The following is a 23146-nucleotide window of genomic DNA, read 5'->3' as shown; positions in this document are numbered from 1 at the left end:
CGAAGGAATAGATTTACAGAGAATGCTTTTTGGGTGCTTTTTTAGTTAGACCTTTTAATGAAAAAGTGCGTCGGTTTGCAAGTTTAAAAGCTTGCATCGGACGCACTTTCGTTTTTCGAACGCGGGCTTAGAGATTTAGCGGAGCACGCGACCCGCCGGAAGTATGGAGGCGGGGCACGCCCAAATAAAAAAACTACTTCGTTGGCAGATACATATCTGTCGCAAAAGGAATCATTTTTTTACTGTCGCTAAACTGAATCGAATTTACAGCATTTCGATTTGCCGGACGGTTGCCTGTTTCGATGTAATTGAGTGCAGCGGCGAGTAAAGGTTCATTTTCGTTACCGAGTACACCCATATTTTGCGCTTGCTCAGGAAGGTTTAAATCGGGTTCGATACCGTTACTGTAATCGCCAAAATCGTCGGCATTGATGGTTTTAATCACCAACGGTTGCATAGCATACTTGTGGTTTGGATTTCGGTTTTGGGTTCCGAAAGTTGGCGAATCGTACAAAGTAATGGATCCGGTGTTTTTCCCCGTTGTTTTAGTTCCGATTTGGCGTACTTGAATGTATGGTTTTAAACAATTGATTACCAGTTCGGAAGCCGATGCGGAGGAACCGGTTGTGATCACATAAACTTTCGTAAGATTTAGGCTATTGATAGGTGTAGGCCCAACGCTATTTGGGAAATTGATTCGCAATTCGTCTGGATTTGTCGCTTCGAATTGTGCTTGTATGTCGCTGTTATACTGATATTTCGCAAAGAGTTGTCCTGTGAATTGTCCGGTTATCATTGCTGCAAGTCGCGATGCAGTGAGTACGCTTCCGCCGGAATTGTATCGTAAATCTAATATAAGATCGGTTGGATTCTGCGCTTTTAATTCTGCGAAAGCAGCGTTGAGTTGGGTATCGAAGTTCGCTGTAAAACCGTTGTAAATTAGGTAAGCAATTCTTTTACTGCCTCTGACGAAAACGGTTTTAAAGAAGACAGGATTTTCGGTAACTGCTGCGCGAGATACCGTAACTGCTTCCGACGATGAGGTAACAGTTGTTCCGTCGAAAGAGCCTAAGTTAAAAGTAATTGTGCTTGATGCTAACAGATTTCGGTAATTGGAGGCCGTGAGTTCTTGGCCGTTTATGCCTGTAAAAATATCGCCTCTGCTGATATTTTGCGACGCTGCGGGTGAGCCCGGAATGATGTAGCGCACCACGCCGTAAATGTTAGTATCTGAGCCAGGTTCGTAAAACAATCCGTATTCTACGCCTGTGGTTGTAGTATTTCCAGCGAATAAATTGTTGAGCACTTCATAGTCGTTTACAATAATGCTAAACCGATCGGTAGGTGCTGGAGCCTTTAAAGCGGCAAATAGCGACTCGGGGCTATCGAAACCACGAAGATAATTTTGATAATCGGCAGCAGAAGCAAATCGATTGTCTGCCAAATCTGCGATATCATCTTCATAAAGGTACCACGTATTCATACCTCTATAAATAAAATCTTCGATTTCAAGTCCGCTTATTCGTTCAATTTGATCATCTTGATCATCGCAAGCTGTAAGAAAGAGCGCGGTAATAGCGGTGAAGAACAGTACCTGAATGAGTTTCATATTTTTCATAACAAGAATCAAAGTGGCTTTAAAAGTAAATATACGAGTTATCTAGTAATTCTGGATTTACATTTAACAATTAACGTTTTTTAAAAGGGTTTAATATTAAATCTGGAGAAATAAATTTAAAGTATTTGCGGTTTAGTATTCATTTTGTTTTCTACAATATTGAAAAAAAATACGTGTTTAAGTAACAAATATCTTTGTGTTTCGTCTTCACTATATAACCAACAAACCAAAACTTGCTTTCAACGGATTTCATATCGATAACTTCTGGTTTTAAGAACAAGATGTTCCGACTAGCCAAACGGTTGCTTGTGAGTACCGAAGAAGCGGAAGATGCGACTCAGGAAGTGTTGATGAAACTGTGGACAAAAGGTGATTCTTTGCAGCAATTGGGTAGTGTTGAGGCCTTTGCAATGACACTTACAAAGAATTACTGTTTGGATCAGCTGAAGGCAAAACGATCGTCGAATGTGACCTTAGAGCATCATTATTTTGAGGATGCTTCGCAGCAAACACTACGTAAAGTGGAAGCTGAAGATCGATTGGCGATTGTTGAAAAGTTAATGGCACAATTACCCGAGCAACAGCGATTGATATTGCAGTTGCGAGAGGTTGAAGAATATGAATTTGCTGAAATAGCAAAAGTGATGGAAATGAATGAAACAGCTGTTCGAGTAGCATTATCAAGAGCGCGAAAGCAGTTGCGGGAACAAATGTTGAAAATGGACGAATATGGAATTAGTAGAAATTAAAGCATTGCTGGAAAAATACTTCGATGGAGAAACTACTCTTGCTGAAGAAAAGTTATTGGCGTCGTATTTTTCAGGAGAAGTAGCGCCAGAATTAGAAGCATACAAGAGCTATTTCGGATATTTTGCACAAGAAAAAGAAGTTAGTTATCCGGTTAGGCAATTGCATTCTTCGCGTAAACAACAATATACGTATATCTCGATAGCTGCTGCGGTGGTTGTATTTTTAGGAATTGGATATTACACCTTTTTTGGAACACCCGATGTAGGAAGATCAGGAGTAATTAAAGATCCGGAAGTTGCTTACAAAGAAACCGAGAAAGCCTTAATGATGCTGTCTGGGCATATCAATAAAGGTGTGGAAAGTGTACAACAGTTAGAGAAAATAGAAAAGAGTAAAAGAAAAGTTTTTAAAAAAGAAAAGAAATAATCATCAATCAAAATTAAATTAGTTTATCATGAAAAAGTTCATTTTAGTAGTTGTGTTGGCTTTAGCTCCAACTTTTTTTTACGGACAGTCGGTTTTTGATAAGTTCGATGGTCCAGAGGATGTTACTGCGGTAGTCGTCAATAAGAAGATGTTCGAAATGATGGGTAACGTAAACACCAAAGACAAGGATGCGCAGCAGTTTATGAAACTTGTAAAGCAGTTGGATAATTTGCGTGTATTTACCACCACAAATCCGAAAATTGCCGCCGATATGAAAGCCACAGCGGCCAAGTATCTGAAATCGGCTGGATTAGAAGATTTAATGCGCATAAACGATAAAGGTCAGAATATTCGCATTGCAGTGAAATCAGGCTCCAAAGAATCACAGATCACCGAGTTGTTAATGTTTGTTGAAGGAAGTGGCAAAGACGAAACAGTAATCTTATCTTTAACAGGTTTGTTCGACTTAGACGACATTTCGATGTTAACTGATAAAATGAATTTACCGGGGGGCGCCGATCTTCAACGAGCCTCAAAATCTAAAAAATAAGTTCATGAAAAAAGTTTTGTTCGGAATACTCGCCAGTGCTTTCATTTTTGTTTCGTGTGATTCGAAGCCTACTCTTGAGTCGTATTTTGTAGAAAATCAAGAAAATAAGGATTTTATTTTTGTAGATATTTCCCCGCAAATGTTGGGTTTAGATAAGTCGAAACTCACCGTCGAACAATCGAAAGCCTTGAACCAGTTTAAAAAGGTAAACGTTCTTGCATTCAAGAAAAGTGCTGCTAACGATTCGCTTTATGCAGTCGAGAAAACCAAAGTTCAGGAATTGTTAAAGGATGAAAAGTACGAACAGTTGATGCGCTTTGGTTCAGGTAAAGCCGGAGCCGTGGTTAAAGCGCTTGCAGATGGAGATAAAGTGGATGAGTTTGTGCTTTTTGGATATGAAAGTGAAAACGGATTTGCTTTAGTTCGCATTCTAGGAACGGATATGACCGCTGATAGTTTCACCGCTTTATTATCGCTGATGCAACAAGGGAATTTAAATTTAGATCAACTAAAGCCATTACAAGCTTTTGTAAAATAACGCAGTCACGTTTAAACAATTTTTAGGTTAGTTATTGAATTTGATAAAAAAGTCGCCTCATTTTGGGCGACTTTTTTTTAGCTATTCTTGAAGTACTTGTACGGAAAAAGGAGCATTCCAAAGCACTCACCTTTATCTTTACCAATATGTTTGTGATGCATTTTGTGTGCGCGTCGTACGGCTTTGGCATATCGGCTGTTTGCCGTACGGAATAATTTAAAACGCTGGTGTATAAAAATATCGTGCACTAAAAAGTACACCAATCCGTAGGCAAATATTCCTAATCCAATGGCGAGTCCGATTGATAAAATACCATTGTTCCACAACAGAAAAAATCCGATACTTACGACGGCATAAAAAATAAAGAAGGCGTCGTTGCGTTCAAACCAGCTGTCGTGATCTTTTTTGTGGTGATCGGCGTGTAAGTTCCAAAGAAATCCATGCATTACATATTTATGGGTAAACCAAGCCATGAATTCCATCATAAAGAAAGTCAGGAAGAAAACGAGAAAATGAATCCACATAACTATAATAAATTTAAGCGGTAAGATACATAACAGCGCACAAATAGTTGCAGTTTTTGATAATCGTTAACGCGTATACGTGCTGATTTAATTTTTTCAGACGGCGTCGATTTTAATTTCTTGAGTAACTTCTGGTAGTAAACAAAAGCGGTATATACCCCAAATTTCGCTGAATCTGGTAGAAGTAAAATGCCGTCGAAGGCTTCGCGAAATTCGGCTTCAATTTCTTTAACGATTGCTCTTTTTGATTTTTCATCCAAATTTGCCAAATCAGCATTTGGAAAGTAGGTTCGGCTTAGTTGTTCGAAATCGGCTTTTAAATCGCGAAGGAAATTCACCTTTTGAAAAGCTGAGCCCAATTTCATGGCTGGAACTTTTAAGGCATCATACTGTGCGTGATTTCCTTTAACGAAAACTTTCAAGCACATTAATCCGACCACATCGGCCGATCCGTAAACGTACTGTGCCAACTCTTCTGGTGTGCTGTAAACAGTTTTGTGTAAATCCAAACGCATGCTGTACATAAACGCATCGATTAAATCGCGCGGGATGTCGTATTTGTGCACGGTGTATTGGAATGCATTCAAAATCGGATTCAAACTGATTTTGTCTTTTAACGCGTTTTCTAAGTCGGTTTCAAAACGTTCGAATAGTGTTTTTTTGTCGTAATCGTGAAATGTATCCACAATTTCGTCGGTTAAGCGAACAAATCCATAGATGTTATAAATGTCTTGTCTAATCGATTTGTCGAGCATTTTAACTGCTGCTGAAAACGATGTGCTATAGGCAGTTGTTACTTTTCTGCTGCAGCTTCCCGAAACTTGATCAAATAATGCTTTCATAATTTCTAAACTTTAACGATTAGAATATTTTTCTATTAAACCGGCGGTAAGTTTTCCTGAAATCAGGGCGGGAGGAACTCCGGGTCCTGGAACGGTTAACTGTCCGGTAAAGTATAAATGTTTTACTTTTTTACTTCGTAATTTGGGTCGTAAAAAGGCCGTTTGAAGTAAAGTGTTAGCCATTCCATAAGCATTTCCTTTGTACGAGTTGTATTCGGAAACAAAATCATTTTTACAAAAAGACTCACTAAAGGTAATATAATTTCGAACGTCTTGTTTAGTTAAGCGCTCAAAACGGGTCATAATTTTATCGAAGTACTGTTGTCTCAGCGCGGGCGTGTCCTCAATTCCAGGTGCAAGTGGCACTAAAAAGAAACCCGCTTCACAACCTTCAGGTGCACACGTCGCATCGGTTAGCGAAGGAAAATTCGCGTAAAACAGCGGTTCGTCGGGCCATCTGGGAGCTTCGTAGATGTCTTTAGCATGCGCTTTAAAATCGGTATCAAAAAACAAGATATGATGATTAATATTTTCCAACTTCTTGCTAAATCCGACATAAAACAATAGGGATGAGGGGGCGAAAACACGAGAATCCCAATAGGAATCGCTGTACATGCGGTATTGTTTTGGAAGCAATTGTTCACTGTGCGCGTAATCGGCACCTGAAACAACTACATCCGATCCGATGAATTCGTTGTTAACTCGAATTCCTTTCGCGATACCGTTTTCAACAACAATTTCAGAAATCGCTGCGCTGGTGTGGAAGCTCACTCCTAAGCTAGAAGCAAGTTTCTGCATGCCAGCCACCACATCGAACATGCCGGTTTTTGGATGCCAGGTTCCCAAACCAAAATCGGCAAAATTCATAAAACTGTAGAATGACGGCGTGTCTTCTGGCTTTGCACCTAAGAACAATACCGGAAATTCTAGTATTTGGCGTAGTTTTTCGTTTTTAAATTGCTTGCGAACATCGGCACTAATGTTAGAGAAAAACTGCGTTAGTCTTCCGATCGTTTCTGGAGTTACTAATTCCAACGGCGATTCGCCCGGACGGTACACTAGATTTTCAATGGCAATTCGGTAATTGTCGCGAGCCGTATTCATGAAACGTTCCAGCTTGGCAGCACTTCCGGGCTCAATTGCTTCGAAAGTGGCTTTTATTTTGGCGAGTTCGTCGTCGATAACCACACTATCATCTGCGCCAAAGAAAACACGGTACGCAGGAGCAAGCTTTATCAAGGTGTAGTAATCGGCGGCACTTTTGCCAAAATCTGCGAAAAATCGTTCGAAAACGTCGGGCATCCAATACCAACTCGGACCCATATCGAATGTAAAGCCATTCTTTTTTAACTGGCGTGCGCGTCCGCCAATCGAATTATTTTTTTCATAAATGTGAACTTGGTGTCCGGCTTTAGCCAAATAACAAGCAACAGAAAGCGACGAAAATCCAGAACCAATTACAGAAACTTTTAGAGACATAAAAACTAGAGTGTGCGAATAAAGGTATTAATAGATTCGTATACAGTAACTCTGCTGTCTAAAAGTTTATCTGAAACTAATTGCGCCTGTTTTCCAAGCAAAACAATTTTGGTACTGTCGTCGTTAAGTAAATTTTCTTTCAGATCTTTTACATACGTGTTCATTTCTTCGGCAATCGGCTCAACAGTACAATACGTCACGTAGGTAATGTTGCTGAAAGCTTTTTTCATATCGGATAGACACTCGAGTGGTACGGATTCACCTAGATACACCGTTTGAAAACCGGCATTGATGATTTCGTAGTTTACGAATAGAATTCCCAATTCGTGAATTTCATTCATCGGAAGGTAAAGTACGTAGGTTCGATCTGTGTACTGCGGACTATTTAACTGCGCTTTCTCCGAATTAACCAAAACTTTTTGTTTGATTTGGTGGCTAATGAAATGTTCGTGTACGATATTAATGGTATCTGTTTGCCACAATAAGCCTATTTCGTTAAGAAGGGGTACAAAGATTTCATGAAAGATTTCGCGGAACGGCTTCTCTGAAAGCAATTTATTATACGTTTGAACGAAAAGTGTCTGGTCGAAGTTCATCATGGCGAGTTTGAAATCGCTGATGGCATGAACTTTTACACTTTTGCTCGAGATTATCTCGTTAACTAACTCAGGAATTCGTTCTTCGGGATATTTCGATATCTTCGAAATCTTGTAACCGTGATTGTGTAACAAAGTAATGTTGAGCAGCTTTTGCAAGCTCGCCAAATCGTAATAACGAATGTTGGTGTCGGTTCGCTTTGGCTCGAGGACATTGTAGCGTTTCTCCCAAATACGAATCGTGTGGGCCTTAATGCCGCTCAAATTCTCGAGATCTTTAATCGTCAGGATGTTCTTAACGTAAGCCATAGTCTTATTTTGTTTAACAAATATAGTTAAATACTTAAACAAAATAGTTTATTGGCTAAGTTTTAGGATTTTTTAAACAGTTGATTTACTGAAGAAAAGAATTCATAGTTATTTTCAAACATCTGTTTTTCAATTAATTGAATGTTGTTTAGTGGATTGTTTTTTTAGATTGAGAATAATTTTTATCGCAATCGACTTTTTGTTTAAGTAGATTTGATTTTGTTTAATCTACTCTTGCCTGGGGTTTGATTTTGCGTATTATAGTTTGCTTAGCAGAAGCGATAGGAAATAAAAAAAGTCTGCTAAAAAACAGACTTTGCATGTGACCAAGGTGGGATTTGAACCCACACGCCCTTACGAGCACCACCCCCTCAAGATGGCGAGTCTACCGTTTCTCCACTTGGCCGAGTATAAAAAAAGTCAAACGCAGAACGTCCGACTTTCNAAAAATTTCCGGGCTTTTCTCCGTATAATTATTGTTTGAATAACCCGGTGATGTTGGTGGATCCAGATGGGAGGAGTGCAAAAGCTGCTGCAGAGCCTCCTGTAAATGGTCTTGAATATTTTAGAGATGATACGGGCGAATATTTTTGGAATCAAAATAAAAATGCCTACGATCACTTTCAAAACAAAGACGGTAATGGATCAGTTTACCAAGGGATTTACCGAGCCGATACTTTTAAAGAACCCGTGGGAGAATACACTATAATTTTTGACTTGTCGAATGCAAAACCAAAGGATGAGTATAAGCCAGAACATACTATAAATAGAATTGCAGTACCTTTAATGGCTGCACTTGTTAAAGCAGGAAATGTAAAAGACATTAGTAATCCAGACCTTTATCCTGGCGTTAAAATTTATAGTTCTGAATACATGAATGGTGCACTAACAGCTGGAAATGTAATATTTACAAATCCTCGCATGGAGAGCGTTTTAGATCTCGGACATGAATATGGTCATTATTTAGACTATAAGTATCACTTCAAATTTAACGCATCCGAGTACATTAAGAAGATTGCTATCCCTAGTTTTAAAAGCGCAATGAAAGCATCAATTCCATCGTTTGAACATATTCATGAATCCTCGAATTCTGAAAAACGAGCTAATAGATTGGGTGGCGCCTGGACCGGGGAGATCAAGTTAAAAAATCTATTTAGAAAGTAAAAAATGAAGAAACTATATATTTATGCTCTTTTAATAGTGTGTTTTGGTTGCGACCCAATGAACACCGTATTGGATTTCCAGAATGTTAGCAAAAACCCTATAAAGGTTCGGTTGTTGTTTAAGACAAATAATGATACTTATATTGATTTTAGAGATGACATTTACGTTGAAGATTTTAATCAAACTAAAATTGGTCTCTTTTCACACCTTGAAGCCTATTTTAATGAATATGGTCCCCAAGCCCAGATGCTGGTAGCTGTGATGAGCGCAGAAAAATCACAAACTGCGGTCCGGCAAACAGATTTTATTGAGAAAAAAGATACGGTCTTGGTAGGTGGGACTTACAAGATGCGAATTTATTCATTACAAGAAATTAAAAGGAAAAACTATACTATAAAATATCCTACAGATGGATTTAATCCGGGAATTTCAATTAGGATTAAAAAATGATAAAACTTCTGCGTGTGACAAAAAGCTTAATCACGTTTTCGTGCAGTAGTAATTGAGCCCTTAATCAGTTGTACTTTTACCACCCCGACCACCTCGGTAGTTCAACAGCTACTACCGATAAAGACGGTACGCCTTACCAAATCGACGCAGGAGATTCACCGAACACCACTAAAAACAACTCCCAGTGAGGTAATATTTCTTAAATTNTGTGCTCTACCGACTGAGCTATCGAGTCTGGAACATAAAGCAAAAAAAAGTGACTCGACTGGGGCTCGAACCCAGGACCCCATCATTAAAAGTGATGTGCTCTACCGACTGAGCTATCGAGTCTTTTTAACTTTGCTGAATGCGGGTGCAAATATACAGCGTTATTCTGTATATTTCAACACATAATTCCTATAAATTTACCTTTTTTCTGATGCGTTTGATAACTTATTTATATGCAGCAATTTAGCTTAAATTCATCGGTTGTTTTAATGGGTTACGCCGGTTCTGGTAAGTCGACCGTAGGAAGATTGCTTGCGCAGAAGTTAGGTGTTGCGCATCGAGACCTCGATACTTTCATTGAAGAAAAACAACAGCAATCGATCACCGACCTATTTAAAAATCGTGGCGAAATTTATTTCCGAAAGCTTGAAAACCAGTTGCTTGTAGAATTATTAAACGCCGAAACGCCTTTGGTAATTAGTTTAGGAGGCGGAACTCCCTGCTATGCTAACAACGCCGAACTTATTGCTAACAGCCAACACCAGTCTTTTTATCTGCAAACCAACGTACCTACTTTAGTTGCTCGCTTGAACGACAAAAGACAGAATCGTCCGCTTTTAGCAAATATCGACGATTTACCTACATATATAGGTCAGCATTTATTTGAGCGCGAGCACTACTACCGAACAGCTAAGCATATCGTTTCAACGACGGGAAAATCTCCCGAAGAGGTTGCCGATGAGATTTATCGATTTTTAACGTAAATAAGCCACGCGTTCAGGGCCGTCTAAAACCACTTCAACGTGTTCTTGTAGTGAAGTCGAAAGCGAAATACCTTTGAAATCGGCTTTTACGGGAAACATTTTGTGATTGCGATCAACCAGAACGGCTGTTTTGAATTTTCGAAGCGGAATATCCAAAAAGTAACGCACGGCATATATCAAGGTTGTTCCGGAATGCAAAACATCGTCAACAAGCACCAAACCAGTATCGGCAAGTTGTTCGCGTGCAGGTGTGCTGCTAATGTTTCCACGCGGATTGCTTTTGTCGAGTTGTACTTCGCACAGTATCGTTTCTAATGGCGAGACACGCCGAACTTCCTCGGCAAGTAGTTGCGCCAAGCGATAGCCATTTCCCTGAATACCGGCAATAACTACGCGATCTTCATCGATAAATGTTTCGTAAATCTGGTATGCCATTCGGGTTACTTTGTGGCTAATTTCGTTGTGATTGAGTATAATGTGTTGGTTCATGGTTCAAAGGAAACAGATTCTTCGTTGAGGTAATCTTCAAAATCGCGACGATCTTTCTTTGTTGGTCGGCCTTCTCCAAAACGGCGCGTGTGATCTTTACCGAGTTGCAGCAATTCGTATTGCTGATAAACTTCTTCAGGCGTAATGTCTTTGCGATAAATATCAACCAATTTAGCCGCAATTCGGCTGGAAGGCAGGTCTAAAACTTTAATGGTGCGCGTTAATTGCTCGCGGCGAAACGCAATTTCGTCGCCAGGAAAAACTTCTTTAGCTGGCTTTGCCAAATGGCCGTTTACCCACACTTGGTTTTTCTTACAAGCTTCCGTTACCATATTTCGAGTCTTGTAATATCGAACACACCACAAAAACTTGTCTATTCGCATTTTAAAATAAGGCGTTAAAGTTCGAATTCAAAAAAATCTAAATTGTATCTTGCGCGCTCAAAAAGCAACGACTTACATGAACAAAGTTAAGATATTCTCGACGCTCTTTTTAGCACTTGTCGTATTAATTTCTTGTAACAAAGAAGACGATCCTGCCAGCGTACCGCTTAGAGATTTTGCAGAGCAATATGCTACGGATATTGCGGCTATCGAAACATATTTAAAAACGCACTCGATGGTAGTTACAACCGTCGATGGACTTCGCGACGTATCCATCACTAAAATACCGGATGGAAATCCGAATAATTTGGTCTCCATTTGGGATAACACCGAGTACCCCCTGCAAAGCAAAATTGTTAAATCAGATGTGCGCAGCTCGCTGTCTGTTACTGGCGAGCTACTCGATGATACCGAGTACAAGTTGTACTATCTTAACTTGGCTACGGGTGCCGGAACAACAGCTACTACAACCGACTCAACCTATGTGAGTTACCGTGGTTGGCGCTTAGACAATACTGAGTTTGACCGCAATACAACCGGACTTTGGTTTACCAATCCAGCCTTAAGTTCTCTGGAATCTTCGGCAGTTTCCATCAGTGGATTCCGTCAGTCTATTGCAGGAATGAACGCTGCAACCGCAATCATCAACAATCCCGACGGTACCTTTTCGTTTCAAGATTCTGGGATAATTGTTGCTTTTATTCCGAGCGGATTGGGATATTTCGCAACTACCAGAACTAATTTACCCGCATATTCGCCTTTGGTTTTTACGATTCGACTACACCGTGTTCGTGAACGCGATCACGACCGCGACGGTATTTTGTCAAAGTACGAGGACATAAATAACGACGGTAATTTAAGTAATGATGATACGGATGGTGATAACACGCCAAACTATATTGATTTCGATGATGATAACGACCGGACAAGAACTTCGGAGGAAATTTTAGACGACAATGGCAACCGCTTTCCGTTCGACCTGATTCCAACCTGTCCGGGTGGAACTTTAAAAAGGCATCTCGATCCAAACTGCAACTAAACGAAATAAACAAGTACAAAGAATCCCGATTTTTCGGGATTTTTTTATAGAGTTTCCTGCGCCTAAAAGCTACTTGAAAAGACAAATTAATTCCGGCGCAGGCCACGCCATTCGCTCCCCCGATAGCTATCGGGGTACCACTCGGCAACCGCCGCTCGTGGCAGGATTTCCGCTGCTGTCGTTAACACAAAATCGTGCACACACGTATCGTAAACCCGAAACGCAGTACTGTTTTTCATGCACGAATTTTCTAGCCCGGATGGCAGCGGCAGCCCGTAAAAAAAATACGGTATCGTGAAGGGGGTAGGTACGGGCGACCTAAGAAGCCCGATACGTGCCCGCTGAACGAACCGTGTTTTTTACGGACTACAGCGAACAGCCGGATTAGCTTCTGAAAAATAGAATTATCTTTTAATGATAAGCGGGCATTCCGTCGAATATCCATTCGCCAAATCGTAGGTAGAAGTTGTATTTCGCTCTATATGCTCCAGTTTTTATTGAAATTTCGTAGCAGCGCTCGTTGGGAGATTGGTAATTTCCAGTTGTAAAAGCCTCTAACAACAGGGTTCCAAAGTCCTTTTTTTTCAAACGTTTTATTTCTTCATAACCTCTACGTGTGCAGCTGTATTTTAAGGCAAGCTCGTCGTTATTGCCGATAGCTTTCTCTAGGAAACGTATCGCTTTTTCTATGGAGGAAAGATCACATTCTAAGAGCGGAGCCATACTTGCATTAACCGAACATGAGCTGTTTATTTGGAATGTCGGATTGTAGAAAAAATTCTTTGTATTGTTCATGAAAATGGGGTCAACACAAAGATTGGTTAGTGCTTCGGGCGGATAGAAGTCCTGTAAAAAAACATTGCGCATGCTGAGCGATTTCAGTGCGGCATTGTTTCTACAATCGAGATATTTTAGCTGCTCTAAATCAATAAGTTCTAATGCTTTCAACAAGTTAGATTTAAACGCTAATCGTTGCAATTGTTTGCAGTTGCCAAGTTCTAAAGTTCGTATTTTGTTTTCGCTGCAGTCCAATGAAGTTAAATCGACTGCGTTTTTCAAGTTTAACTCACTCAAATTATTTGCGCTACAGTTTAAGTTTGAGACGCCATCCAAAACCGTATTCGGAATGCGCGTTAGCTTATTTGCTGGACAGGATAAATTATTGATTTTTATTTCTGGTAAATCGCTGATATTGTTGAAACCACAGTAGAGGAAATTTAATGCTGTTAGTTCGGTAAATTGCAAAGTTTCAAGACTAATTCTTGCGCAGGAAACTGATTTTAGTTCAGGAACATTTTCAAAAGTCAGGTGCTTTATTTGTACCTGTGGGTTGGCGTCTGCTATTTCCTTATTTTCTGCTGTAAACGATTGTAATTTACTAAAGCCTGAAACTTTCACAGACTCACGCCCAGAATAGAGTTTCAAAGTCTCAATTTTGGATTTTGTGCGTGGGTTGAGATTGTTAAATACTTGAAAATGACAAGAGAGTTCGCGCAGATTATCGGTATTTAAATTGCGTAATTCTACGTCGGTAGACAAGTTAACTTGCCTAAGCGATTTCAAACCGTTGACATCTAGTTTTTTCAACTGATTATTGTCGCTTTTGATGTCTAAAACAGCCAGATTTTTTACATTTTTTAGAGAAATGCTGCTCAGTTTTTCGTTTCCTGGACCAATTTGGAGTTCGGTTAAGTGCTCTAAGCCATCTAAAAGTACATTTGTAAATTGGCAATTTTCAAAAAAGAGGTACTGTATTNGCAATCGGAAGGAAAAAAGGCAAAAAAGGGGAAAGTAAAGATTGGCCTTCGACAGGCTCAGGCACCGACGATACCTGGTTTGGGTTGTGCAAAACGATACGTCAGGTGGCGAACGTTGTAAAGTCTATCCCGATAGCTATCGGGACTCGTGTCTATCCCGATGGCTATCGGGACTAGCCTCTGAAAACAGCACAATGTTTCACAAAGTTTTTCACGATGTACGTAATGCTGAATTCGACAAGCTGCCTTCTTATCAAAAAACTACTTTAAAAAACTTAAACTTCCTTACTAACTCCCTTAAATTTTTCCACAAATAAACTTAGTTTTTGAAAGACGCTCTGTTTCTTGGTCAAGTATTGTGGATTTAGAGGACTCATCCTTGGTAAAAGTTCGTTCAGTTCAGTGCCATTCTCGCTTGCATACTCTCTTTTTAATGAAGCTGTAATGTAACGCTTAGCTTGTTCTACATTAAGATTTTCTTCAGCTATGAGTTCATCGGCTTCGATGCGTTGCTTGCCCTTCGCATATTCAAAAAACGAGTCAATAACATGCGCCTTATCTTTTAATTTATCGAGGTCAGTTTCATTTATGAAATCGACTACTAAACTTTCTTTTGCTCTATTGCCGACACTGGCACGAATTACTCGTCTAGTTTCTGCAATTAGAGATTCTTTATCTTTTGTTTTTTTATTGTGGTCAAAAATCAACTCTAAGATGTAATCTAAGTTGATCTCTTGTGACTTTAATAAATCAACTTCGAAAACTACATCATCCCAATCGATTAATGAATCCTGCAAATCTTTGTTGTGCTTTTCACGTCTCAACCATTCTCGAATATCATTATAAGTAGATCGGTAATCTTGAACGGTTCTCTCACTTAATAGTTCAATTCTTTGCATTGCAGCAATGTCGTCATCAGATACAAAATAGGTCGTTTTGAACTCTTCTACAGCATCTCTATCATTTAAATCGATTGTTTGAAATGCTCTTACATGAATGAATTCATCATAATTCTGCAATATGTTTTCAACTCTCAGGTATTCACCAAATAGTTTAACAAATTCTTTTTTATCGCGCTCTCGCACAATTTCATCAGGATCTGGAAATTTCAGATTTAGATCTTTTACAACTTCAATGTAACCGCGCCGAGCTTCTCCCGTTATGATATCTGTAAACCCTTCAAGATATTCCTTATAGCTTTTTTCGAGTACTACATTTTTGGTACTACTGTTTCCGAATAAAGTTATAGCGTCTATAGTTGCTTGTTCTAAATCGCGGAAAGTAATAACATTCCCAAATGACTTGGTAGCGTCATAGATTCTGTTTGTTCTTGAAAAAGCTTGAATTAAACCGTGATAACGCAAATTTTTGTCAACAAACAGGGTGTTTAATGTTGGAGCGTCAAAGCCAGTTAAGAACATTCCAACTACAATAATTAAATCAATCTCTCTATTCTTTACGCGTTTGGCAAGGTCGCGATAATAGTTCTGAAACTCATTGCTCTCAACACTATAATTCGTTTTGAAGTAATTGTTGTAGTCGTTAATAGCTTTTGTTAGAAACTCTTTCGCGCTGCTATCTAAAGCCGTTGGTTCAAAATTCTCATCGGCAATGTCTCCGATAGCACTCTGCTCCTCGTTTGCTGCAAAAGAAAAGATAGTTGCAATCTTAAGTTTTTTATCGCTCCCTTTCTGCAAATTATTTAACTCCTCATAATAACATTTGGCAGCATCCACACTGTTTACGGCAAACATGGCGTTAAAGCCTTTATTGCTTCCTTGATTTCTGTGGGTTTTTAATCTGAAATTATTTAAAACATAGTTCGAAATTTCTTTAATACGCGCTGGATGGAGCAAAGCGGTCTTATTCTCTGCGGCACTTAATTTTTTCTCGTCTAGTTCCGACTCTATTCCTTTAAATTGAGGACGTACATCATTATAGTCCACTTTGAATTTTAGTACTTTTTCATCGCGAATAGCGTCCGTAATAACATAAGAGTGTAGTTCACGCCCGAAAACACTTGCCGTAGTTTCAGCACCTGATGCATTTTTAGCAAAAATTGGTGTTCCTGTAAAGCCAAACTGATAAAACTTTTTAAACTTCTTATTTAGGTTCTTTTGCGCTTCACCAAACTGAGAGCGGTGACATTCGTCAAAAATAAATACTACTTCTTTTTGGTATATAGCTAAATCGCTCTCGCTTTTCATGAGGTTATTCAGCTTTTGAATTGTTGTAACAATAATCTTATTGTCGTCTTTCTCAATGTTTCTTTTCAATCCTGCTGTACTTTCAGAACCATTTACACTATCCGCGGAGAATCGCTGATATTCCTTCATAGTCTGATAGTCTAGATCTTTACGGTCAACTACAAAAAATACTTTTTCGATAAAAGGCAATTGAGTTGCCAATTGTGCAACCTTAAAACTGGTAAGTGTTTTACCCGAACCCGTAGTATGCCAAATATAACCGCCGCCCTCAGCACACGACCATTTCTTTGTATTGTGTGAGCTTTCAATTTTCCATAAAACACGCTCTGTTGCAGCAATTTGGTATGGACGCATTATTAGTAACGTATTGCTAACATCGAAAACAGAATAGGTAAATAAGACCTTTAATAAGGTGTTTTTTTGTAGAAAAGTTGCTGTAAAATCTTTTAAATCTTTAATCAAAGAGTTGTCGGCCTGCGCCCAATTCATTGTAAAGTCAAAACTGTTTTTACTTCTTTCAACTGTGTTGGCAAAATAGCGGCTGTCAGTTCCGTTAGAAATAACAAAAATTTGTAGATACTTGAAAAGCGAGTAATTACTGTTAAAGCTTTCTTTGGTGTAACGATGCACTTGATTAAAAGCTTCACGTAAAGCGACACCTCTCTTTTTTAATTCCACTTGCACGAGCGGCAAACCATTAACCAAAATAGTTACATCATAGCGATTGGCGTGGGTTCCCTTTTGTTCAAATTGTGAAATAACTTGAACTTTATTTCGCGTAATATTCTTTTTATCAATTAGATATATATTTTTTATCCGACCATCATCAAAAACAAAATCATAAATGAAGTTCTCGTGAATTTTTCTGGTTTTTTCCACTAGACTATCACTCGGTTTATCCAAGTATTCTTCGACATAGCGCTGCCATTCTGAATCAGAAAATACTACATCATTTAGGATTTGTAATTGTTGTCTAATGTTTGCAAGCAGATCCGCAGCAGTCTTCAAGTCACGTACTCTCTCGTAACCTTGAGCTACTAAATCTTGGATAAATTCGCTTTCCAAAGCTACCTCCGTTTGATAAGCTATTGGCGGCTCACTAGCTATTGCATTTTTAGTGTAGCTGTTGAGAATAATAAAGTTGTTCGATTCTGCGACGGTGTTAGGTGTTGCCATTTTCTGCTTCTTTCCAGTAATTAAAATTGTCAGTTAGGTGTCTTAATAACAAAGCTACTGTTTGTTTTTCAGGTTCTGTTGGTTCTGCGACTACCTCATTTGATAAAGTTGAATGACTTGTAAACTGTATTATCCGGTTATAATATGTGTTCTTGTCATCTGGTAATAACTCCGACCATCTTGGATAACCTAGAAAATTTGCGGTTTTTTCGTAAAGATTCCTCAGAAGCGTAAAGTGGTATTTTTGGATAGTATTATTATCTACAGCTTCCTGAATGGTTTGCTTAAGAAATAGATGGTATGAGAAACTTTTATTTGAGTCGCCTTTCTTCTCAATGAGGTCAAAAGTTCCATCATTGAGTTTATTTAGAATATACCCTGACTTTAGCCCTAATTCGTTATAAAGAACATTGTAGAAAAGTGCGCTATGGGTTGAAATAATAAAATTCAATCCAGTAGATTTCTTGATGAGTAATGCCAAATTAACTGCCAGTTCAATCAAGTGATTGTCGTCTAGTGAACTTACGGGATCATCAATAAAAACATACTGTAAATCATTGAACTTGTCTGTTGAACGGTTCCCAGGTTCCGGAATATTTAATTGCTCAACGACTTGTTCGAGCAAACTATAAAACACACACCAAATTAGGTTGCTTTCCTCTGCCTTAGAAATTTTAATATTCGGTATGCTTTCTTGATTTCCACCTTCTATTGAGAATGTTATTTCAGAGTATGCCTGTACAATAATTTCTCTATTATTCTCATCGTTGATTGTATATCCCTCATTGAAACGAGGCGTTACTTTATCACTTGTAAAGTGCTGAAAATTTGAAATGATGTTGCCGTCAAGTCCTTGGTCTTTCAGGAACTGGAGAACCATATTTGTAAAACCGTTAGGGCGAATCAATAATTTTCTGTTTACATCAGCATCCAAATCATTGTCCCAATAAAAAAGGTCTTCCGTAAATGCGTTGTAGTAAAGAACCTTAATGTATGTTTCTTCTTCAACTTCTTCATCTTTTGGTGCAACTAACAGCCTGAACTCACGTGATAGCCTGGTCTTACCGGTGCCATTAAATGCATAGATTAGCTGCGCTTTTTTATCAGCATCCCTGAGTTTTTTAGCTATTTGCCTCAACGTCTGTCCCATGTTATGATACTATGTTACTCTTAGGAAAAGTTAGTAATAAATCACGGTAATATTCATACTGCTTTTTTCTTAACTCAATTTCCTTTGGCAAACTTTCGCTTATGGAGGTGGTGAGTATGTCGAATTTATCGAGGATGGAAACGATGCGGGCTTGTTCTGAGAGGGATGGAATTGGGATTGGAAATTTTAGAAACATAGGCTTTCTCATAGATGTAACTGATGAACTAACAGAAGTTTTTTCTATGTAGGAATAGAAATTTGTTACGATGTAATGATAAACATACCTTGGGTTAATTTCTTTTTCATTTGGTACTATCCTATACGCTCTTTGATGTAGTGCATATTTACCCACAGCCCAGTGAAATACCTTACCAACTCCAACACCATCGCCAGCAGTAATAATTGCAGTTTCTTCAAAATCATAAGTATTGAGTTTCAATGGACTAATGCCTCTTGCGTAAAATATATAATCTCCATTATCAACTGCATCTTGTGTATCATGCTTACCAGTTCCAATTAAAGCAACCTCCCCCAGCGTCTTCCACTCCACATCACCATCTTCAAAACTCAACAAATGCTCACGATAATACTCGTACTGTTGTTTACGAGCGGCAAGTTCTGCTGTAAGCTCCGTTGTAAGCTCTGTTGTAAGCTCCGTAAATTTGTCTAGAATACGAACAATCTCTTTTTGAACAGAAAGTGGTGGGATTGGAATAGTGAGCTTTTTAAACCTTGCCTTCGAAACATTATAGCGAGTTACTCCACTTGCTGTTTTTGAAATTGCCGAACGCATAAATTTGCTCCTGAACAAATATTTTGAAAACTCAGGAATCAATTTTATTTCTTCATTGAAGCGTACACCAAATGAAAAACTGTTTAAGTAGACAGGTTCGTCAATATTTGTAGTAACCGCGGAAGACATTCCCACTTCTTCAGGAGTTTCAGATGAACCAGTAAACAAAACATCCCCATATTTCACTTCATGTTGATTTTCGGATTCGGCAATTTTAACCGTCTCAAGATTGTCGTATTTTACATTTAGATTAAAAAAGATGTTCTTATAGGAAATATATTTAGCATTTCCCTTTTCAAAATCAGCCTTGCTTTTTCCTGTAAGCCCCCCATATATTTCACTGATTTCCCCCAAAGGTTTCCATTCCACTTCAACTCCATCTAATAATTTTTCTAAATAACTCATGCTTCAATATATTGTTTATGTTGTCTGAATCAGGATTTGATTGATTTTCGGATTTACTGGATTTTCTTAAAATGCTAACATCTTGTTCATCCTTTCATCCTGCAAATTCTGCTTCTGACTATTTTCCACGCCTTCCAATAATTTATCTAGACAACACATGTCTTAATCTTCTTTTTGGGGTGGTAATTGTTTATTGATCATTTTATCAAAATCACTTTCAAATAATCTATCTTGTATAATTCTGTATTTTTCAAACTCGGTTTCGGCATGTGCTTTGGCTATTTCGGCAGTAACTGCACCGGTATCTTGCAATACTTGCCTATCGGTAGCTTCTATAAATCTGTTGAGCCGGGTTTCCCAATCTTCCATGGTCATGGGTATTTGCCGCATGGCCATATCTTCGGCTATATCAAGATAAGCAGACACTAATCGCTGTAATTGCTGCATTTCTTTTTCAGATAAATAGTTTTTTGCTACCGATACATCAAATTTTTGAATTTTACCATTGGGTGCATCTTTCCATGTGCTAAGTCCCATGTTTTCCTTTTCATGATTGGCTCTGTGTACTATTATTTCGGCAGCAGTATTGCCATGTATAGCCCAGTGTAATTTGTTTTGTACCGTGGCAAAAAACCGTTTGGTAGCAGTAGCTGTTACATCATAATCAATAGCTGTGGCATATATATCGGTTATTTTTTGATAAAATTTCCGTCCACTCAATCGAATTTCCCTTATCCGCTGCAGTTGTTCTTCAAAGTATTTTTTACCCAGAATGGTGCCATCGTTTTTTAACCTATCGTCATCCATGGCAAAGCCTTTGATGGTAAATTCTTGCACTATTTGCGTTGCCCATTTACGAAATTGCACTGCTCTTTCAGAATTTACTTTATAGCCTACAGCTATAATAGCTGAAAGATTGTAATGTTGGGTTTGATAGTCTTTACCGTCGTTTGCAGTTATTCGAAATTTTCGAATAACTGAATTTTCGTCTAACTCATTATCAGAAAATACCTTCTTTAGATGGTAGTTAATGGTATGCGTTTCAATATTATAAAGCACACCCATCATTTTTTGCGATAGCCAAATATTTTCGTCTGCATAAACCACTTCTATGCCAGTTTCTCCTGTGGCAGCTACAAAGGTTAAATATTCTGCAGCAGATGATTTTACGATACTTAGATTTGATTTTTTATTTTTCATCCCTCGATTTCATTTATTATTTCATCTATACTTAATCGTAAGGTATTTATCTTCTCTACCGTTTTTAAAACTTCTGCATTTAACATCGTAATATCCACCTGCTCTCTATTGTCTTTGGCTGCTACATAAGAACTAACGGATAGGTTATAATCGTTTTCCGCAATTGTAGTATTGTCGATATTTTTAGCCACATGCTCCAAATCTTCTTTACTATCGAAAATTTCCATTATCTTTTCAATGTGTTTATCATTCAGCACATTGTTGTTGGTTACTTTTTGAAAGAAATCTTCACCACTGGCATCAATAAATTGGGTTTTGGTATCGGTTTTGTGCTTTGAAAGCACCAATAGGGTAACGGCTATAGATGTACCATAAAATAAATTGGGTGCTAAGGATATAATGGTCTCTACAAAATTATTATCCACTAAGTATTTTCGGATTTTCTGTTCTGCACCGCCACGGTAAAAGATACCCGGAAAACATACTATCGCAGCTCTACCTTTACCCGATAGGTAGCTTAAGCAATGTAAAACAAAAGCAAAGTCGGCTTTTGATTTTGGAGCTAAAACACCCGCAGGCGCAAAACGATCGTCATTTATTAGTGTAGGATCCTCATCACCAATCCATTTAATCGAATAGGGTGGGTTAGAAACTATGGCATCAAACGGCTTTTCGTCGCCAAAATACGGCTGCGTAAGCGTGTTGCCCAGCGCTATATTAAACTTGTCGTAATTAATATTGTGTAAAAACATGTTCATACGAGCAAGGTTATACGTGGTATGGTTTACTTCTTGACCATAAAAGCCTTCCTCGATGATATGATTATCAAAGTGCTTTTTAGCTTGCAATAACAGGGATCCGGAACCCGCTGCAGGATCGTATATTTTGTTCACTTTCTCTTGCTTATGCATGGCTAATTGGGCAATGAGTTTCGAAACGTGTTGCGGTGTAAAAAACTCTCCGCCAGATTTTCCGGCGTTAGCAGCATAATTATTTATAAGATACTCGTAGGCATCGCCAAATAAATCAATTTGATTGTCTTCAAAATTTCCAAAGTCAAGTTCTTCAATTCCTTTCAAAACTTTAGCCAATGTACTGTTCTTACCCTCAACGGTATTACCCAAACGTGTACTAGTCGTGTCAAAGTCGCCAAATAAACCTTTTATATCAGCCTCAGAAGGATAACCATTTGCCGAGCTTTCTATTGCATCAAAAATTGCTTTTAGGTCGGTGTTTAAGTTTGGATTTGTATTAGCTGTTTTGGCAACATTTCCGAAAAGCTGACTTGGATAAATAAAATACCCCTTTGTTTTTATTGCATCGTCTTTTATCTCGGGGGTAATGTCTTTATCTGGGTAATTGGCATAGTTTACACTGTCATCTCCTCCTTCAATGTAGTTGGTGAAATTCTCACTAATGAAGCGATAGAACAAAGTTCCCAATACAAACTGTTTGAAATCCCATCCATCTACTGAACCGCGAACATCATTAGCTATTTTCCATATTTTGTTCTGTAATTCTGTTCTCTGCGCAATACTGGTCATATCTTTTCTATAATTTTTTTATTACATTATCTCGTCCACAAACCAAATAAAAGCCCTTACTTTTCTGGGCTTAAGTACTGGTTATTAGGGTGCAAAATATTTGCTATTTCTTGAATTTAAAATCAACTTAATTGATGCTAAATTAACTCAATCTGTACTGAAATTGCATTAGTATTACTGTAAAACTGCTGAAATTTTAACGAGTCGATATACAATAATCAACTTTCTTAAAAACAAACAGTTACCAATAATATTTCTTTCCCCGAATCGATCTCTACGGCGCAACGTTTTAGCTTAATTCAAAAATCAACTGTCTTCAACACACTCAGGCACCTACAATACGTGGGTTAAGCTGGGTACATGATTCGTAAAAGGGTGAATTCATCGAAGTCTTTCCCGATAGCTATCGGGACTCCAATCTTAATACTCAAAAGTCTTTGCACCAGCCTTAGACAAACTCACGTGACAGCTTTTTAAGCGCACAGAAAACACTGAACCTCGCAGAATTTTGCGCAATAGGATACCGTTGAGGAAAACACAGAACGTGTCAAACCACCAAAAAATCGCACCAGCTTTCGACAGGCTCAGGCGCCGGTGATGCTTGGTTTGGGTTGGGAACTGTCAGGTGTGGCGAGTTGTGTGTTGTTAATGGTAAGGTCAAGGTCGGGGGAGTTTGAGGAGCGCAGGTCGCACCACGAGCTTCATACAACAACTGCTTAAAAGGGCTAATTTGATGTCGTTTTGTAAGCTTCCCATTAAATCGAACTGTTTAAAAGTAGAAAAATA

At 38.6% G+C, this 23146-nt stretch carries 20 protein-coding genes and 2 tRNA genes; 8 read left to right on the top strand and 14 right to left on the bottom strand.

Annotation, left to right across the window (positions count from 1 at the left end):
- Nucleotides 1–193: 193 nt before the first annotated feature.
- The gene (locus tag CHX27_RS13740; protein ID WP_165764523.1) at nt 194–1609 is read right to left on the bottom strand and encodes a S41 family peptidase; all 1416 of its coding nucleotides are present in this window, start codon (nt 1607–1609) and stop codon (nt 194–196) included.
- A 290-nt stretch (nt 1610–1899) separates the two neighbouring features.
- Between CHX27_RS13740 and CHX27_RS13735 the strand changes: the two genes are divergently transcribed.
- From CHX27_RS13735 to CHX27_RS13720, 4 genes are read left to right on the top strand one after another with little or no spacing between them, the layout of a single operon-like run.
- Nucleotides 1900–2367 (top strand): RNA polymerase sigma factor, encoded by a 468-nt coding sequence (locus CHX27_RS13735; protein ID WP_094487340.1) that lies wholly within the window; start codon nt 1900–1902, stop codon nt 2365–2367.
- On the top strand, nt 2348–2794 hold the full coding sequence (locus CHX27_RS13730) for a hypothetical protein (RefSeq protein ID WP_094487331.1): 447 nt from the start codon (nt 2348–2350) through the stop codon (nt 2792–2794). The genes CHX27_RS13735 and CHX27_RS13730 overlap by 20 nt, the downstream gene beginning before the upstream one ends.
- 28 nt (nt 2795–2822) lie before the next feature.
- Entirely contained in the window at nt 2823–3344 is a 522-nt protein-coding gene (locus tag CHX27_RS13725) for a DUF4252 domain-containing protein (RefSeq protein ID WP_094487330.1), read from the top strand.
- Between the two features lie 4 nt (nt 3345–3348).
- Nucleotides 3349–3882, top strand: coding sequence for a DUF4252 domain-containing protein (locus tag CHX27_RS13720; RefSeq protein WP_094487329.1), 534 nt, complete (start codon nt 3349–3351; stop codon nt 3880–3882).
- A 77-nt stretch (nt 3883–3959) separates the two neighbouring features.
- Here the strand turns inward: CHX27_RS13720 and CHX27_RS13715 are convergent, their stop codons facing one another.
- From CHX27_RS13715 to CHX27_RS13695, 5 genes are all read right to left on the bottom strand, one after another.
- Nucleotides 3960–4406, bottom strand: a complete 447-nt coding sequence (locus tag CHX27_RS13715) for a sterol desaturase family protein (RefSeq protein ID WP_094487328.1) — start codon at nt 4404–4406, stop codon at nt 3960–3962.
- Nucleotides 4407–4408: 2 nt separating this feature from the next.
- Nucleotides 4409–5248 (bottom strand): phytoene/squalene synthase family protein, encoded by an 840-nt coding sequence (locus tag CHX27_RS13710; protein WP_094487327.1) that lies wholly within the window; start codon nt 5246–5248, stop codon nt 4409–4411.
- 12 nt (nt 5249–5260) lie between these two features.
- On the bottom strand, nt 5261–6727 hold the full coding sequence (locus CHX27_RS13705; protein WP_094487326.1) for a phytoene desaturase family protein: 1467 nt from the start codon (nt 6725–6727) through the stop codon (nt 5261–5263).
- Between the two features lie 5 nt (nt 6728–6732).
- Nucleotides 6733–7632, bottom strand: coding sequence for a MerR family transcriptional regulator (locus CHX27_RS13700; protein WP_094487325.1), 900 nt, complete (start codon nt 7630–7632; stop codon nt 6733–6735).
- Between the two features lie 323 nt (nt 7633–7955).
- Nucleotides 7956–8038, bottom strand: a tRNA-Leu gene (locus tag CHX27_RS13695).
- Nucleotides 8039–8127: 89 nt separating this feature from the next.
- Between CHX27_RS13695 and CHX27_RS13690 the strand changes: the two genes are divergently transcribed.
- On the top strand, nt 8128–8796 hold the full coding sequence (locus CHX27_RS13690; RefSeq protein ID WP_094487324.1) for a hypothetical protein: 669 nt from the start codon (nt 8128–8130) through the stop codon (nt 8794–8796).
- Between the two features lie 3 nt (nt 8797–8799).
- Nucleotides 8800–9246 carry a hypothetical protein gene (locus CHX27_RS13685; RefSeq protein WP_133063480.1) on the top strand — a complete coding sequence of 149 codons (447 nt, stop codon included), beginning with the start codon at nt 8800–8802 and terminating at the stop codon, nt 9244–9246.
- Nucleotides 9247–9503: 257 nt separating this feature from the next.
- On the opposite strand, the gene CHX27_RS13680 is transcribed toward CHX27_RS13685, so the two are convergent.
- Nucleotides 9504–9576 (bottom strand) — tRNA-Lys (locus CHX27_RS13680).
- A 110-nt stretch (nt 9577–9686) separates the two neighbouring features.
- Here CHX27_RS13680 and CHX27_RS13675 point away from each other — a divergent pair.
- Complete coding sequence (locus CHX27_RS13675) at nt 9687–10217, top strand: shikimate kinase (RefSeq protein ID WP_094487322.1); 531 nt, start codon at nt 9687–9689, stop codon at nt 10215–10217.
- Here the strand turns inward: CHX27_RS13675 and CHX27_RS13670 are convergent.
- Complete coding sequence (locus CHX27_RS13670; RefSeq protein WP_094487321.1) at nt 10209–10706, bottom strand: phosphoribosyltransferase family protein; 498 nt, start codon at nt 10704–10706, stop codon at nt 10209–10211. The two genes, CHX27_RS13675 and CHX27_RS13670, sit on opposite strands and share 9 nt — an antisense overlap.
- A complete protein-coding gene (locus CHX27_RS13665; RefSeq protein WP_094487320.1) occupies nt 10703–11089 on the bottom strand; it encodes an RNA-binding S4 domain-containing protein in 387 nt (128 codons plus the stop codon). The genes CHX27_RS13670 and CHX27_RS13665 overlap by 4 nt, the downstream gene beginning before the upstream one ends.
- Nucleotides 11090–11165: 76 nt before the next feature.
- On the opposite strand from CHX27_RS13665, the gene CHX27_RS13660 reads away from it, so the two are divergent.
- Nucleotides 11166–12128: an FKBP-type peptidyl-prolyl cis-trans isomerase gene (locus CHX27_RS13660; RefSeq protein ID WP_094487319.1), complete on the top strand. Its 963-nt coding sequence runs from the start codon at nt 11166–11168 to the stop codon at nt 12126–12128.
- Between the two features lie 2032 nt (nt 12129–14160).
- Here the strand turns inward: CHX27_RS13660 and CHX27_RS13650 are convergent.
- From CHX27_RS13650 to CHX27_RS13630, 5 genes are all read right to left on the bottom strand, one after another.
- Entirely contained in the window at nt 14161–17268 is a 3108-nt protein-coding gene (locus tag CHX27_RS13650) for a type I restriction endonuclease subunit R (RefSeq protein WP_094487317.1), read from the bottom strand.
- Nucleotides 17255–18418, bottom strand: coding sequence for an ATP-binding protein (locus CHX27_RS13645; RefSeq protein WP_094487316.1), 1164 nt, complete (start codon nt 18416–18418; stop codon nt 17255–17257). Before CHX27_RS13645 ends, CHX27_RS13650 begins: the two co-directional genes overlap by 14 nt.
- Before the next feature lies 1 nt (nt 18419).
- Nucleotides 18420–19616 (bottom strand): restriction endonuclease subunit S, encoded by a 1197-nt coding sequence (locus CHX27_RS13640; RefSeq protein WP_094487315.1) that lies wholly within the window; start codon nt 19614–19616, stop codon nt 18420–18422.
- A 162-nt stretch (nt 19617–19778) separates the two neighbouring features.
- A complete protein-coding gene (locus CHX27_RS13635; protein WP_094487314.1) occupies nt 19779–20816 on the bottom strand; it encodes a virulence RhuM family protein in 1038 nt (345 codons plus the stop codon).
- The gene (locus tag CHX27_RS13630; protein ID WP_094487313.1) at nt 20813–22360 is read right to left on the bottom strand and encodes a type I restriction-modification system subunit M; all 1548 of its coding nucleotides are present in this window, start codon (nt 22358–22360) and stop codon (nt 20813–20815) included. The genes CHX27_RS13635 and CHX27_RS13630 overlap by 4 nt, the downstream gene beginning before the upstream one ends.
- Nucleotides 22361–23146 lie beyond the last annotated feature (786 nt).

It is taken from the genome of Flavobacterium aurantiibacter (assembly GCF_002251775.1).
In the GTDB taxonomy this organism is placed as follows: Bacteria; Bacteroidota; Bacteroidia; order Flavobacteriales; family Flavobacteriaceae; genus Flavobacterium; species Flavobacterium aurantiibacter.
Note: the sequence above shows the minus strand (reverse complement) of the source record. Positions and strands in the feature narration are given on the sequence as shown.

Bases quoted from the DNA above. Each gene is read 5' to 3' on its own strand.
- CHX27_RS13740 (WP_165764523.1), bottom strand. From the start codon at position 1,609: ATGAAACTCATTCAGGTACTGTTCTTCACCGCTATTACCGCGCTCTTT.
- CHX27_RS13735 (WP_094487340.1), top strand. From the start codon at position 1,900: ATGTTCCGACTAGCCAAACGGTTGCTTGTGAGTACCGAAGAAGCGGAA.
- CHX27_RS13730 (WP_094487331.1), top strand. From the start codon at position 2,348: ATGGAATTAGTAGAAATTAAAGCATTGCTGGAAAAATACTTCGATGGA.
- CHX27_RS13725 (WP_094487330.1), top strand. From the start codon at position 2,823: ATGAAAAAGTTCATTTTAGTAGTTGTGTTGGCTTTAGCTCCAACTTTT.
- CHX27_RS13720 (WP_094487329.1), top strand. From the start codon at position 3,349: ATGAAAAAAGTTTTGTTCGGAATACTCGCCAGTGCTTTCATTTTTGTT.
- CHX27_RS13715 (WP_094487328.1), bottom strand. From the start codon at position 4,406: ATGTGGATTCATTTTCTCGTTTTCTTCCTGACTTTCTTTATGATGGAA.
- CHX27_RS13710 (WP_094487327.1), bottom strand. From the start codon at position 5,248: ATGAAAGCATTATTTGATCAAGTTTCGGGAAGCTGCAGCAGAAAAGTA.
- CHX27_RS13705 (WP_094487326.1), bottom strand. From the start codon at position 6,727: ATGTCTCTAAAAGTTTCTGTAATTGGTTCTGGATTTTCGTCGCTTTCT.
- CHX27_RS13700 (WP_094487325.1), bottom strand. From the start codon at position 7,632: ATGGCTTACGTTAAGAACATCCTGACGATTAAAGATCTCGAGAATTTG.
- CHX27_RS13690 (WP_094487324.1), top strand. From the start codon at position 8,128: ATGTTGGTGGATCCAGATGGGAGGAGTGCAAAAGCTGCTGCAGAGCCT.
- CHX27_RS13685 (WP_133063480.1), top strand. From the start codon at position 8,800: ATGAAGAAACTATATATTTATGCTCTTTTAATAGTGTGTTTTGGTTGC.
- CHX27_RS13675 (WP_094487322.1), top strand. From the start codon at position 9,687: ATGCAGCAATTTAGCTTAAATTCATCGGTTGTTTTAATGGGTTACGCC.
- CHX27_RS13670 (WP_094487321.1), bottom strand. From the start codon at position 10,706: ATGAACCAACACATTATACTCAATCACAACGAAATTAGCCACAAAGTA.
- CHX27_RS13665 (WP_094487320.1), bottom strand. From the start codon at position 11,089: ATGCGAATAGACAAGTTTTTGTGGTGTGTTCGATATTACAAGACTCGA.
- CHX27_RS13660 (WP_094487319.1), top strand. From the start codon at position 11,166: ATGAACAAAGTTAAGATATTCTCGACGCTCTTTTTAGCACTTGTCGTA.
- CHX27_RS13650 (WP_094487317.1), bottom strand. From the start codon at position 17,268: ATGGCAACACCTAACACCGTCGCAGAATCGAACAACTTTATTATTCTC.
- CHX27_RS13645 (WP_094487316.1), bottom strand. From the start codon at position 18,418: ATGGGACAGACGTTGAGGCAAATAGCTAAAAAACTCAGGGATGCTGAT.
- CHX27_RS13640 (WP_094487315.1), bottom strand. From the start codon at position 19,616: ATGAGTTATTTAGAAAAATTATTAGATGGAGTTGAAGTGGAATGGAAA.
- CHX27_RS13635 (WP_094487314.1), bottom strand. From the start codon at position 20,816: ATGAAAAATAAAAAATCAAATCTAAGTATCGTAAAATCATCTGCTGCA.
- CHX27_RS13630 (WP_094487313.1), bottom strand. From the start codon at position 22,360: ATGACCAGTATTGCGCAGAGAACAGAATTACAGAACAAAATATGGAAA.